Origin of the sequence: Streptomyces gelaticus, from assembly GCF_014649535.1 — a bacterium.
GTDB lineage: Bacteria > Actinomycetota > Actinomycetes > Streptomycetales > Streptomycetaceae > Streptomyces > Streptomyces gelaticus.
Window position 1 is genome coordinate 54,559 of record NZ_BMTF01000007.1, and the last position, 13,390, is coordinate 67,948.

Below are 13,390 nucleotides of genomic sequence, written 5' to 3' on the forward strand. Positions count from 1 at the left end.
GCCCCGGCTACTGCACTCCCGGCAGCAGCGTTCCTGGTTCGGCCGGTGCGATCTCCACGGCCTTCACCTTCGGATTGCGCCGTTCCTGCTTGGCCACCCAGGTCGCGAACCAGGAGAGCAGCATGCACATCCCGATGTAGATCGGCGAGATCACCATCACCACGGGGATGAAGGGCAGATCGTAGTCGAGGTTGGACGCGATGAGCTTGCCCGCGTGGAGAAATTCCTCATAGGTGATCAGATAGCCGAGCGAGGTGTCCTTCAGTGCCACGACCAGCTGGCTGATGATGGTGGGCAACATGGCGCGCACGGCCTGCGGGGCCAGCACGAACGTGGTGACCTGGGTCTTGCGCAGCCCGAGCGCGTACGCGGCCTCCGACTGGCCGCGCTCCACCGAGTTGATCCCGGTACGGAACACCTCTGCGAGCACCGAGCCGTTGTACAGGGTCAGACCGGTGACCAGGGCGGGCAGCGGCTGCACCTTCAGCGCCACGAAGATGAAGAAGATCATCACCAGTACGGGCATGGCCCGGAAGAACTCCACGAGCACCGTGGCGATCCAGCGCACGGGCCGGTGGTCGGAGAGCCGGCCCACGGCGAGGACCGCGCCGAGCAGGAGGGAGAGCACCGCGGCGTACGCGAACGCCTTGAGGGTGTTGCCCAGTCCGCGCAGCAGCAGTTTTTGGATCCCCTTGTACGTGAAGGGGGTCCACTTGGCACTGGTGAACTGTTCGGTGTCGAAGAGCAGATAGACGACCCAGCCGATCAGGGCGAGGATCAGGGCCGTCGAGACGACGCCGTACAGGAGATGGCGCCTGCGGGTCGCCGGGCCCGGGATGTCGTAGAGGGCGGTGGCGGACGGCGCGGTGCGGGTGGTCATCGGGCGACTCCCCAGCGCTTCTCCATCAGGTTGAAGAGCGCACTGATGGACAGGGTGATGATCAGGTAGCCGACGGCGATCCAGACGAAGGTCCAGATGATGCTGTAACCCAGCTCGTTGAGGTTCTTGTAGGTGCCGAGCAGCTCGGTGACGCTGAACGCCCCGGCGATCGCCGAGTTCTTGGCGAGGGCGATGAGGGTGGATCCGACCGGTGGAATCACCGACCGGAACGCCTGGGGCAGCACCACGGTGTTCAGCGTCTGGCCGAACGTCATGCCGAGGCTGCGGGCCGCCTCGCCCTGCCCCGTCGGCACGGTGTTGATTCCCGAGCGCAGCACCTCGCAGATGAACGCGGAGGTGTAGCAGCCGAGCGCCAGGACCGCGAAGACCTTGAAGGGAAGGACCAGACCGAAGCGCGGCAGTCCGAGCAGGACCGCGAAGAAGAGCAGCGTCAGCGGGGTGTTGCGCAGCACCGTCACCCAGACCGTGCCGAGCACGCGCAGCGAACCGACGGGGGCCACCCGGAAGGAGGCCATGACGAAGCCGAGGAGCAGGGCCAGGATCGAGGAGTAGACGGTCAGTTCGACCGTGCCCAGGAAACCCTGGGCATAGAGCGAGAAATTCTCGGTGAGTACGTCCATGGTCGATGCCCGCCCTCTCAGGTCGCCGGGTAGCGGTCGATGGGCGGCGGCTGCGGCGCGGGCGCCCCGGACAGGCCGAGCGTGGCCTCGAACGCCTTCTTCCAGTTGCCGTTCTTCTCGTTCGCCTCCAGGGCGTCGTTGAGCGCGAACCGCAGCGCGTTGTCGCTGCGCGGGACTCCGATGCCGTACGGCTCCTCGGAGAACGGCTTGCCCACGACCTTCATCTCCTTGGGCGCCTTGGCCGCGAAGCCCAGCAGGATGGCGTCGTCGGTGGTGACGGCGTCGACCTGGTAGGTCAGCAGGTTGTCGACGCAGATCGAGTACGTGTCGTAGGCGACCAGGATCGCCTTGGGATAATCGGCGGCGATGCGCTGGTACGGGGTCGACCCGGCGGCCGAGCAGACCGTCTTGCCGGCCAGGTCCTGCGGGCCGTTGATGTCGTGCTCGTCGGTGCGGACGAGGAGGCCCTGTCCGGCCATGTAGTAGGGACCGGCGAAGCCGACGAGCTTCTTGCGCATGGCGTTGATGGTGTAGGTGCCGACGTAGTAGTCGATCTGCCCGTTCTGCAGCGCCGTCTCGCGGTTGGCGGAGGCGATGGTCTTGAAGCGGATCGTCTTCGGATCGAAGCCGAGCGAGGCCGCCATCATCTTGGCGATCTCGATGTCGAAGCCGGAGTAGATGCCGGTGGCCGGGTCCTTCTCGCCCAGGTAGGGCTGGTCCTCCTTGGCACCGACCCGGAGATAGCCGCGTTTCTTCGCCTTCGTCCAGGTCGGCGAGGCGGGCAGCCGGAAGGCGGTGTCGACCTTGTAGACCGGCAGTTGTTCGGGCTTCGGGCCCTTCACCGGCGGGCTGCCCTCCTTGCCGCACGCGGCGGCGAGCACGGCCAGCAGGAGGCCGGCACAGGCGGCCAGAACTCTTCTCGTACGCAACACGGAACCCCCCGTCAGTGCTTGAGGATCTTGGACAGGAAGTCCTTGGCGCGGTCGCTCTCCGGAGCCGTGAAGAACGCCTCGGGAGTGCGGTCCTCGACGATGCGTCCGTCGGCCATGAAGACCACGCGGTTGGCGGCGGAGCGGGCGAAGCCCATCTCGTGCGTGACCACGACCATCGTCATGCCGTCCCGGGCGAGCTGCTGCATGACCTCCAGCACCTCATTGATCATCTCCGGGTCGAGCGCCGAGGTGGGCTCGTCGAAGAGCAGCGCCTTGGGGTCCATGGCGAGGGCGCGGGCGATGGCGACGCGCTGCTGCTGGCCGCCGGAGAGCTGGGCGGGGAACTTGTCGGCGTGCGAGGCCAGTCCGACCCGCTCCAGCAGTTCGCGGGAGCGCCGGTCCGCCTCGTCCTTCTTGCGCTTGCGGACCTTGAGCTGGGCGAGCGAGACATTGGCCAGCACGGTCCGGTGCGCGAACAGGTTGAACGACTGGAAGACCATGCCCACTTCGGCCCGGAGCTGGGCGAGGCCCTTGCCCTCCTCGGGGAGGGGTCTGCCGTCGATCGCGATACGGCCGGACTCGATCGTCTCCAGCCGGTTGATGGTCCGGCAGAGCGTCGATTTGCCGGAGCCGGAGGGGCCGATGACCACCACCACCTCCCCGCGGCCGACGGTGAGATTGATGTCCCGCAGTACGTGCAACTGTCCGTAGTACTTGTTGACGTCCCGCAGCTCGATCAACGGATCGACGGCCATACGCTGCCCTACCCACTTTTCGCTGTGTCGAGGTCAGCGCAAACTATCCAGCCCGAAAAGGGACTTCGTCACCGACACGCACAAATGGGGCATAAGGCTTCTTATCCGGTTGTAGTGAAATCGCTACCCTTCGGCCGACTCCGAGTAGACCTGCGAGAGCTCGGGGCTGCCCGCCATCGCCCAGTCCAGCCCCGCCTCGACCACATCGATCTCCCGCCCGGAGGCGAGCCGCACCACGGGCTGCCCGCTGGGCCGGATGCTCCAGACCGCGCCGGGAACGTTCCGCACCAGGACCGTCCCGAGGTACAGCCCCGCGTCGTTGCCCAGCCAGGGCAGCTCCTCCGGGTCGTCACGCCAGCGCGGTGGCAGTTGGTCGAGAGCCGTCAACGAGGCCGGGCTGTCGTCGAGTTCGAGCCCACGCTGCCCCACCCGGACACGCAGCAACTCGCACTCGGCGAGCAGCTCGGCCACACCATCGGGATCGGCCGCGACGGCGGCGAGCCCGGCCCCCTGCTCACCGCCGTGACGCTTGCGCCAGTTGCCCAGGAAAGGGATGTTCATGACCGGCCCCCCTGCGGCACGTCGCTGCTGGATGCGACCACCGCCCCGGCAGTACCAGACCGGGGCGACATCGAGCACTCGGCTCCAGCCGGTGCCAGTTCAACCACGTTCACCGTGATCACCTCCCACTCGCCTCCCACCGGACCCCCATTCCGCCAATCCCGCGAAGTGCGAACATCAGCCCACCATGACACAAAACCGGCCCCGGGTCGCTGCACCTCGGGGGCGTGGCCATCCCAGGACTGACAGACATGTTCCGTACCGCCCGGGTCGCTGTACCTCGGGGGCGTGGACTGCGTGGACTGCAACCCGGGACCGGCCATGCGGCCAACAATGGAGACCGCTCAACGGGGACCGCCCATGCGAGCGCACGCATGTTCGAGCGCCCAGCCCTGCACGGGGCCGGCATGACACACCGACCGCGGCCCAACCGCGACAGGGGGTGACGCGGCGGGCCACGGTCGGTGCGAGCCGGAGCGCGCAGAGGCCTCAGAAGAGACCCGGGATCGAACACGCGATCGACATTCGATCGCACCTGGCCCTACTGCGCTTCCTCCGGAGAGTGCAGCAGCAGGCCGCTAACAGAACCGGTCGAAGGCCCGGTCGTAGCCGTCGCTGTAACCGTCGGCGTAGCCCCGTGCCCAACGAATGTCCTGCTGTATGCCTCGCTGGGACAGACCCCCGAAATTGCGGTCGCAGTCGTCCCGCGCATCCGCGTATCCGTTCCGGAAGCCCTGGCGGTAGCCGTCCCGGTAGGAATCGGTGACGGCGTCGTGCGCGGCTACTGCCTGCGCAGGTTTGGGGGCGGCCGACGCCTGTGCGGTGAGCGCCGGTGCGACTGTCAGGCTGCCGACGAACAGAGCCGAGCCGAGAACCGCGAACGCCTTGTTGGTGCGCATGGATTTCTCCTTGGATCTGCGGGTGCAGGCGTGCCTTCCCAGGCTCCTACGGACATGGTCTCGGCGCGACCTCACTCCGGGTTACCCGAACACTCCGTTCCGTGCCCGGAAAGGTGGCACCGGCATCAACATCGAGGGTGCGCCTGCCCGCCGCATGAGTATGTCGACGCCCCGTCACCGTGCGGGCGACGGGGCGTCCGTGCTGCATCGTCAGGCGCCGAGGCCCGTCATGTCGTCGGCGCACCACGGCCGACGACCTGCACCGGTTCGAATGACGCGAGTCGTGCCCGTAGGCAGGAAGACGCCCCTCCCGCCGAGGCGGGAGGGGCGGCCGTGATGGTGCACGGGGGCGTCGCTGTGGATGCGATGCGGTCAGGCGGAAGCTATGCGTTCGGCGGAAGATGCCGGCCAGGCGTCGCCGCGCCGGCGACACAGGTAGACACGGTCTGCGTACACCGTCACAGCCGGATAGGCGGCGGCGATGGCGGCCTTGTAGGCCTCGGCGGCGGCCTGCGCCGCAGCGTCCTCGTGCGGCAGCTGGGACAGGGATGTGCTGAAGGGGATCTCGAAGGTGGTGCCGATCTCAACGCCGTCGGCGTAGGCCGTGAACGTGAACTGAACGGCGTAGGCGCCTTCCGGAACAGACATTTGATCTCCTCACGAAGTGCCTCGAACGAGGCCGCTGTGCCAAGTGAGCGTAAGCGAAATGATGTTGGGTGCACACGGCGTCGGAGACATGGATATGGCCCCGGTCGGCGGATCGGGGCTCAGGCGTGGCTGAGTGCTGGTTCCGGCCGAAAAGGGGTGGAGGCGAGGCGAAGCGAACTGGTACCTTCACGATCATGTCCAGCCCCGAGTCCGACAGAGGCTAGCCACCGGTCCACCGGTGGCTGATCCGCCGCGGAATTGCTCCCCTCGCGCCGAATTACCGGCCCGGAGCCGTTTTCCGTCGGCTGCCGCCGCAGGACCACCGCTGTGTGGGCTGCGCTCCTCCCGTCCGCGCTCATGGACCGCTCCCGATGCGACCGTGCGCGGACTCCCCGGCTCCGGCGCCCGCCGCCGTCTTGGAGTCACGTCCATCAACGCCTGGGACGTTCTTCCGCGTTGCCGCCCGTCGCGACGGGCGGGCGCGGGCCCACACCCCCTGTCTGGTCCATCCGTCTGCCGTCCATGGGGTTCCTTCATGCCATTCGCCGTCTACGCGCTCGGGCTCGCCGTCTTCGCCCAGGGCACCTCCGAATTCATGCTGTCCGGTCTGCTCTCGGACATCGCCACCGACCTGGATGTGTCCATCCCCGCCGCGGGGCTGCTGACCTCGGCCTTCGCGATCGGAATGATCGTCGGGGCGCCGTTGACGGCGCTCTTCAGCCGGAACTGGCCGCGCCGCCGCGCCCTCGTGTTCTTCCTCTGCGTCTTCGCCGCCGTCCATGTCATCGGCGCGCTCACTCCCGGCTACGGGCTGCTCCTCGCGACACGGGTGGTCGGGGCGCTGGCCAACGCGGGGTTCTGGGCGGTGGCGCTGGTGACCGCGGTCGCCATGGCCGGGCCCGAGGCACGGGCACGCGCCACCTCGGTCGTGGTCGGGGGCGTCACCGTCGCCTGTGTCGCCGGGGTGCCCGCCGGTGCGGCGCTGGGCGGGCACTGGGGGTGGCGGTCGGCGTTCTGGGCCGTGGCCCTGGTCTCCGTACCGGCCGTCGTCGTGATCGCCAGGACCGTTCCGGCGGGGCGGCCCGAGTCCGCCCCCGCCCCCGCGGGCGTCGAGCTGCGGACGCTGACGGGGCCGCGGCTGCTGCTGACCCTGCTGACGAGCGCCCTCGTGCAGGGGGCGACGTTCTGCGCGTTCTCCTACGTGGAACCGCTCGCCACCCATGTCACCGGGCTCACCGCGGGCTGGGTCCCGGGGCTGCTGGCCCTCTTCGGACTGGGCTCGTTCATCGGCGTCACGGTCGCCGGCCGGCTCGTCGACACCAGGCCGGTCGCCTTCACCGCGGCCGGTCTGGTGGCGCTGGTCATCGGCTGGACCGGCTTGGCACTGACCGCGGGCAGCCCGTCGGCGACGGTGGCGCTCGTCCTCGTCCAGGGAATGCTCGCGTTCGGTACGGGTACGGCGCTGATCTCCTGGGTGTTCCGGCTGGCGGCCGACGCACCGACCCTGTCCGGCTCGTTCGCCACAGCCGCGTTCAATGTGGGGGCCGCGCTCGGCCCCTGGCTGGGCGGCCTCGCGATCGGCGCGGGCTTCGGCTTCCGCTCACCGCTGTGGGTGAGCGCCCTGCTGATGGCCCTGGCCCTGGGCACCGCCGGTGCGGTACTGGGGATGAGCCGTGCCGCAGACCGCGGCCGGGAAAACATCGCCGCGGTCTGACGGGCAGCGGTGGAGGGAGCCCCGCCCGGCGCTGAACGGGCGGGGCCGTCCTGGTCGGAGCAAGCAGCCAGCAAGCGGGAACAGGACGGGAACCACGCTAGCGGCCACCACTGACAACGGCCTCAGATGTCGAGGTCCACGACCACCGGGGCGTGGTCGGACGCCCCCTTCCCCTTGCGCTCCTCGCGGTCCACATAGCTGTCCTTGACCGCCGCGACGAATGGCGCGTTGCCGTAGACCAGGTCGATCCGCATGCCCTTGTTCTTCGGGAAGCGCAGCTCCCGGTAGTCCCAGAAGGTGTACGGGCGGTCGTACTTGAGCGGCCGAGGCATGACGTCCGACAGCCCTTCCTCGCGGAGTGCGGCGAGAGCGGCCCGCTCGGCGGGGGTGACATGCGTGGCGCCCTCGAACAGCGCCGAGTCCCAGACGTCCTCGTCGGTCGGGGCCACATTGAAGTCGCCCAGGACCGCGAACGGCCGCGAGCCGGCCGCGTCCACGGCGACGGCCTTCTGCAGGGCCTCGAACCAGCGCAGCTTGTACGCGTAGTGCGCGTGCTCGACCTCGCGGCCGTTGGGCACGTAGACCGACCAGACCCGGACCGGGCCGCAGGTGGCGGAGATCGCCCGCGGTTCCTGCACCCCGTCGTAGTCCGGACCGTCCGGCAGTCCCTCCACCACGTCGGACAGGCCGGCCCGGGAGACCAGCGCCACGCCGTTCCACCGGCCGGTGGCGTTGACCGCGGACTCGTAGCCCAGCTCGCGGAGCGCGTCCGCCGGGAACTGTTCGGCGGTGCACTTGGTCTCCTGGATGCACAGCACATCCGTGCCGCTGCTCTCCAGCCAGGCCAGCAGCCTCGGGAGCCGGGCGGTGATCGAATTGACGTTCCAGGTGGCGATGCGCATGTACGTAAACCTAGCGGCTACCACTGACAGCCGCCGGACCGGCGCCGGTCACAGACCGGTCGAGTCCCCGGGGGCCAGCCGGCCGTGGTCGGCGCCGCCGAGGCTGCCGATCTGGTTGTCGTAGATCGGGCGGGCGAGATCGGTGAGCAGCGCGTCGTGGATGTCGATGGCGCGCCGCGGCCGGACCTCGCGTACGTAGTCGATGACCTCGGAGATCTTGTTCCAGGGGGCCATCACCGGGAGCAGCAGGGTGTCGACCGGCCGGTCGGGGACGGTGAGCGCGTCGCCCGGGTGGAAGACCGAGCCGTCCACCAGGAAGCCGATGTTGGTGATCCTCGGGATGTCCGGGTGGATGACGGCGTGCAGCTCGCCGTGCACCTGTACGTCGAAGCCCGCCGCGGTGAAGGTGTCGCCGTGGCCGACGGTGTGGACCCGGCCGGGGAAGGCCGCCGCGAGCCGGTCGGCGACGCTGCGCAGCGTCCAGATCTCGGCGGCCGGATCGGCCTCCATGACCGCGCGCAGCCGTCCCTCGTCGAAGTGGTCGGGGTGCTCGTGCGTCACCAGCATCACGTCGGCGCCGACAGCGGCGTCCTGCTCGGAGAAAGCACCCGGGTCGATGACGAGCGTCCGCCCGTTCTTCTCCAGCCGGATGCAGGAGTGCGTCTTCTTGGTCAGTGTCAGGTGCACGGGGTTCACGGCGTCCATGGCTCCCATCCTGCTACGGGCGCGGCCTCGTTTCTTCCTGGATCACGGTCTGGGCGACGGAGAAGGCGGCACTGGCGGCGGGCACGCCGCAGTACACGGCGGTCTGCATCAGCACCTCCTTGATCTCGGCCGGGGTGAGGCCGTTGCGCAGGGCGGCCCTGACATGTGCGGCCAGGCTCTCCAGACGTCCGGAGGCGACCAGCGCGGTGAGCGTGACACAACTGCGGGTGCGGCGGTCCAGGCCCTCCCGGGTCCACACCTCACCCCACGCGTAGCGGGTGACCAGCTCCTGGAAGTCCTCGGTGAACTCGTCGGCGGCGGCCAGGGCCCCGTCCACATGGGCGTCGCCCAGCACCTCACGGCGCATCTTCAGGCCGGGCTCGTACGGGTCGGGGCGTCCCTCGGTTCCGGGCCGGGGCTGCGGTGTGGCGGCGGTGATCTCCGCGACGGGCAGCACGGGCGCGGAGAGCTGCGGGGTGGACGGCGGGACGGGGATCGCGGCGAGGGTGTCCTGCCAGGCCGTGGAGAAGTGGGTGAGCAGGAGATCGGTGACGGCTCCGGGCTGCTCGACGGGGGCGAGGTGGGAGGCGCCGGGGACGAGGGCGAGCCGGGCGTCCGGTATGCCCGCGACCAGGGTGCGGGCGTCGCCCGGCCCGGTGACCCGGTCCTCGGCGCCGACCAGGACGAGGGTCGGGGCGGTGATGCGGCCGAGATCACCGCGGACGTCGAAGGCGGCGAGGGCCTCGCAGGCGGCGATGTAGCAGCCCGGGTCGGTGGTCCGGACCATCTGGACGGCCCAGTCGACGATGGCCGGCTGGGCGGCGGCGAACCCGGGCGTGAACCAGCGCTCGGGTGCGGTGCGTGCCATCGGCTCCAGCCCGTTGGTACGCACCACCACCCCGCGCTGGCGGAATTCGTCGGCGCTGCCGAACCGGGGCGAAGCGGCGACCAGGGCCAGCGAGGCGACCCGGTGCGGGTGGCGCAGCGCCAGGTCGGCGCCGATCGCGCCGCCGATGGAACAGCCCGCGTACCCGAAGCGCTGGACGCCGAGTCCGTCGAGGGTGGCGAGCAGCCGGTCGGAGAGATCACCGATGGCGGTGGCGGGGTGGGCGGGGGCGCCGCCGTGACCCGGGAGGTCGTAGCGGAAGACCCTCCAGTGCGGGGTGAGCTCCGGTATCTGCCGGTCCCACATGTGCCATGAAGTACCGAGCGAGGGCCCCAGGACCAGGATCGGTGCGTCCTCCGGCCCGTCAAAGCGGTATTGCAGGGTTTCAGTCGTCGTCTCACTCACCCGCCCACGCTCCCATATGTCACGAGAGCTCACACCGCCGGGGGAACGGAGCGGTTTCCGCCCCTCTCCCGGCGACAGGCCCCGCAGACGCCGGGCGGGCCGAGGCAACCGCCGTCCGGTCGACGACGGCCGGCGTCCCGTCACGGCAGCCGGAACGGCGGGGCTGGGCCGTCCGGAGGCACCCGGATGGTGATCCGGCGGATCCCCACGCACGATGGTGCCCGAGCCCCGACGCAGCGCCAGGTCTCCTGGGTCGCCGGCACGAGATATGTGCCGCGGGAGGTCGACAGAGGCTCGTCAGGCGGCGCTTCACCCGTGCTTGCCCCGGTGGCGGCCGAAGGAGACACCTCGTGGCTCAGGTCCTGTTGCGGGATACGAGTGCCGACCGGCGGGGCTCCTTCCGGTCGGCGTCGGGTGTGTCCGGTCGCCGTCACCGTCGACACATCGCGCACGGTCCACGACGTCGAGAGGTGATCGCGTGAAGACTCCGCCCAGGTCGGGCGCCGCCTCGCACCCGCGGGCGCGACGTATGCCGACGAGAACCGGACGATCCCCGGTGACCGTGGTATCGGTCCTGCTGGTCCTTCTCCTGACGACGCTGGTGCTGGGTTCGTTCGGCATCGATGACTTGGGGAAGGCCCTGACCTTCCCCGGCCGCATCACCGGTGCCGTGCTCCTCGTGGTCTCGTTCAGCACATTGCTGGGTGCTGCCGCGGCCCTGGACCACTGGATGCTTCCCGCCGGTTTGAGTCGTACCGCTCTCGGCGACGCGGGTGGGGCGATTCAGGGTGGTCGCCGGAGGCTTCGGCCTGATTGCGGCCCGGGACGTCATGACCGTCCCTCACTCCGCCGGCACGCCCGGCCGGCGGTCCGCTCCGTCGGCGGGCCTCGGGGCAGGAGGCCCGGTGCGCTCGTAGCCCGGGCCTTCTTCCAGTACGCGCCGCTGCGCAGGGCCTGTCAAACGCTGGCGGGCCCTGCGCCGGGCTCACGAGGTCCTCTCCTCGTGAGCCCGGCGTACGGTCGGCTACTCCTCCTCGGCGGTCCCGGTCCGGCCGCCGGTCCGTACCGCAAGGAGCGTGGACCAGCGTGCTTCCTCCTCACGCTGCTCCTGGCCCCGCCGCAGCCGCGCCTGGACGGCCAGGGACACCACGGCGGTGGTGCCCGCGACCGCCGCGAGCGCGGCCAGGACCGGAGCGACCGGCATGAGCAGCAGCAACAGCGTGAGGGCCGCCGATCCCCAGCCGGTCAGCACGGCGGCCGCGGCCGGTCGCCGGGAGCGCGGCCGGTCCTGGCCCGCCCGCAGGTCGACATAGGCGGGCAGGTACCAGACGTTGCCGGACGCGAGGAGCACGACGACACCGACCGCCAGAACACCGTGGGACATCGGCAGCACACTCTCCTGAGGGCGGGGCTTGCGGGGGCAGGTCCGGATGGGTCAGTGGGACACGGCGGGGTCGACTTCGAGTGCGGCGATCTCCGGGTGGTGCAGTTCGAGGGCCGGGGATTCGCTGCGGATACGGGGCAGGGAGATGAAGTTGTGCCGGGGCGGAGGGCAGGACGTGGCCCATTCCAGGGAGCGGCCGTATCCCCAGGGGTCGTCGACGGTGACCTTCCTGCCGTACTGGCTGGTCTTCCAGACGTTGTAGAAAAAGGGCAGGAAGGACAGTCCGAGCAGGAACGATCCGATGGTGGAGAGGGTGTTGAGAGCGGTGAATCCGTCGGCAGCGAGGTAGTCCGCGTAGCGGCGCGGCATTCCTTCGGCGCCGAGCCAGTGCTGCACGAGGAACGTGAGATGGAAACCGGCCGTCAGCACCCAGAAAGTGATCTTGCCCAGGCGCTCGTCGAGCATCCTTCCGGTGAACTTCGGCCACCAGAAATGGAATCCGGCGAACATCGCGTACACGACCGTGCCGAAGAGCGTGTAGTGGAAGTGCGCGACGACGAAGTACGAGTCGGTGACATGGAAGTCGAGCGGCGGTGAGGCCAGGATGACTCCGGTCAGTCCGCCGAATACGAAGGTGACCAGAAATCCGGTGGTCCACAGCATCGGCGTCTCGAAGGAGAGCGATCCCTTCCACATCGTGCCGATCCAGTTGAAGAACTTCACGCCGGTCGGCACGGCGATCAGGAAGGTCATGAAGGAGAAGAAGGGCAGCAGCACGCCACCGGTCGCATACATGTGGTGGGCCCAGACGGTGACGGAGAGTCCGGCGATGGCGATCGTGGCGGCGACGAGGCCGATGTAGCCGAACATCGGCTTCCGGGAGAAGACCGGAACGATCTCGGAGACGATTCCGAAGAACGGCAGAGCCAGTACATAGACCTCGGGATGACCGAAGAACCAGAAAAGGTGCTGCCACAGGAGCGCACCCCCGTTGGCGGGATCGAAGATGTGCGAGCCGAACTTCCGGTCCATCTCCAGCGCGAGGAGCGCCGCGGCGAAGACCGGGAAGACCAGGAGGATGAGTACGGCGGTCAGCAGTACGTTCCAGGTGAAGATCGACATCCGGAACATGGTCATTCCCGGGGCGCGCATGCAGATGATGGTGGTGATGAAATTGACCGCTCCGAGAATGGAACCGAATCCGGAGAGCGCCACGCCCATGATCCACATGTCGGCGCCGATGCCCGGTGAATGCGTCGCGTCGGACAGCGGGGCATAGGCGAACCACCCGAAGTCGGCGGCGCCTTGAGGGGTGAGGAACCCCGCGGCGGCGATCAGCGAACCGAAGAGGAACAACCAGTACGCCAGCATGTTCAGCCGTGGGAACGCCACATCGGGCGCGCCTATCTGAAGCGGCATGATCCAGTTGGCGAATCCGGTGAACAGCGGCATCGCGAACAGCAGCAGCATCACCGAACCGTGCATGGTGAATGCCTGGTTGAACTGCTCGTTGGAAACGATCTGCGTACCGGGGCGGGCGAGTTCCGCACGCATCACGAGTGCCATCAAGCCGCCGATGAGGAAGAAGACGAACGCGGTGACGAGATAGAGCGTGCCGATCTGCTTGTGGTCGGTCGTGGTGAGCCACGAGACGACGATCCGCCCGCGGGAGGGGCGGCGGCCCGGCAGTGCGGTGCCGGGCCGCGCCGCGGGCTCCTGCATGCCGACCGGGGTGGACCGGTTGCCGTCTCCGGTGGACCGGCTGCCGTTTCCGATGGCTCGCGTGTCGGCGGTGGCGGCTCCGGGGCCCGGGGGCAGGGGCCCCTGTGCGGGGGCGGCTCGATTGCCCTGCGATTCCATTGCGTCCACCGGACCGTGTCCTCCAGCTCTTGCGGTTCTCCGAACGCTCCCCGGCCGCACGGGGCGGAGGCGGAGCGGTCGGGAAGGTCCGGCGGATCACGAGGGGACGGGACCGGACCTTCCCGGCCGCACCATGCTGGCCGCGCCCCTCGAAGCCCTCCAGGGACCGACAGGCACCTTCCGCCGGGCCGACCGGCCCTACCTGCCGGTCCGTCGAG

At 69.2% G+C, this 13,390-nt stretch carries 13 protein-coding genes; 1 reads left to right on the forward strand and 12 read right to left on the reverse strand.

All coding sequences use genetic code 11. The annotated features are described in order from the left end of the window. Positions 1–7 precede the first annotated feature (7 nt). The 7 genes from IE107_RS12565 to IE107_RS12595 form a co-directional block, all read right to left on the reverse strand. Positions 8–880 (reverse strand): amino acid ABC transporter permease, encoded by an 873-nt coding sequence (locus IE107_RS12565; RefSeq protein ID WP_189543825.1) that lies wholly within the window; start codon positions 878–880, stop codon positions 8–10. Beyond that, entirely contained in the window at positions 877–1,521 is a 645-nt protein-coding gene (locus IE107_RS12570; protein ID WP_189543826.1) for an amino acid ABC transporter permease, read from the reverse strand. Before IE107_RS12570 ends, IE107_RS12565 begins: the two co-directional genes overlap by 4 nt. A 17-nt stretch (positions 1,522–1,538) precedes the next feature. After that, a complete protein-coding gene (locus tag IE107_RS12575) occupies positions 1,539–2,450 on the reverse strand; it encodes a glutamate ABC transporter substrate-binding protein (RefSeq protein WP_189544055.1) in 912 nt (303 codons plus the stop codon). A 14-nt stretch (positions 2,451–2,464) separates the two neighbouring features. Next, complete coding sequence (locus IE107_RS12580; RefSeq protein WP_189543827.1) at positions 2,465–3,208, reverse strand: amino acid ABC transporter ATP-binding protein; 744 nt, start codon at positions 3,206–3,208, stop codon at positions 2,465–2,467. 123 nt (positions 3,209–3,331) lie between these two features. Further along, entirely contained in the window at positions 3,332–3,769 is a 438-nt protein-coding gene (locus IE107_RS12585; RefSeq protein ID WP_189543828.1) for a DUF6278 family protein, read from the reverse strand. Positions 3,770–4,347: 578 nt separating this feature from the next. Further along, positions 4,348–4,668, reverse strand: coding sequence for a hypothetical protein (locus IE107_RS12590; RefSeq protein WP_189543829.1), 321 nt, complete (start codon positions 4,666–4,668; stop codon positions 4,348–4,350). 372 nt (positions 4,669–5,040) lie between these two features. Then, complete coding sequence (locus IE107_RS12595) at positions 5,041–5,316, reverse strand: hypothetical protein (RefSeq protein ID WP_189543830.1); 276 nt, start codon at positions 5,314–5,316, stop codon at positions 5,041–5,043. Positions 5,317–5,851: 535 nt separating this feature from the next. Here IE107_RS12595 and IE107_RS12600 point away from each other — a divergent pair. Beyond that, positions 5,852–7,030 (forward strand): Cmx/CmrA family chloramphenicol efflux MFS transporter, encoded by a 1,179-nt coding sequence (locus tag IE107_RS12600; protein ID WP_189543831.1) that lies wholly within the window; start codon positions 5,852–5,854, stop codon positions 7,028–7,030. Positions 7,031–7,152: 122 nt separating this feature from the next. Here the strand turns inward: IE107_RS12600 and IE107_RS12605 are convergent, their stop codons facing one another. The 5 genes from IE107_RS12605 to ctaD all read right to left on the reverse strand — a co-directional run bounded on the left by IE107_RS12605 (position 7,153) and on the right by ctaD (position 13,034). Continuing rightward, the gene (locus IE107_RS12605) at positions 7,153–7,932 is read right to left on the reverse strand and encodes an exodeoxyribonuclease III (protein WP_189543832.1); all 780 of its coding nucleotides are present in this window, start codon (positions 7,930–7,932) and stop codon (positions 7,153–7,155) included. 48 nt (positions 7,933–7,980) lie between these two features. Continuing rightward, positions 7,981–8,637, reverse strand: a complete 657-nt coding sequence (locus IE107_RS12610) for an MBL fold metallo-hydrolase (protein ID WP_189543833.1) — start codon at positions 8,635–8,637, stop codon at positions 7,981–7,983. Positions 8,638–8,650: 13 nt separating this feature from the next. Then, positions 8,651–9,928, reverse strand: a complete 1,278-nt coding sequence (pcaDC, locus tag IE107_RS12615; protein ID WP_189543834.1) for a bifunctional 3-oxoadipate enol-lactonase/4-carboxymuconolactone decarboxylase PcaDC — start codon at positions 9,926–9,928, stop codon at positions 8,651–8,653. Between the two features lie 1,024 nt (positions 9,929–10,952). Beyond that, positions 10,953–11,312 (reverse strand): hypothetical protein, encoded by a 360-nt coding sequence (locus IE107_RS12620; RefSeq protein WP_189543835.1) that lies wholly within the window; start codon positions 11,310–11,312, stop codon positions 10,953–10,955. Between the two features lie 51 nt (positions 11,313–11,363). Continuing rightward, positions 11,364–13,034 (reverse strand): aa3-type cytochrome oxidase subunit I, encoded by a 1,671-nt coding sequence (gene ctaD, locus IE107_RS12625; protein ID WP_189544056.1) that lies wholly within the window; start codon positions 13,032–13,034, stop codon positions 11,364–11,366. Positions 13,035–13,390 lie beyond the last annotated feature (356 nt).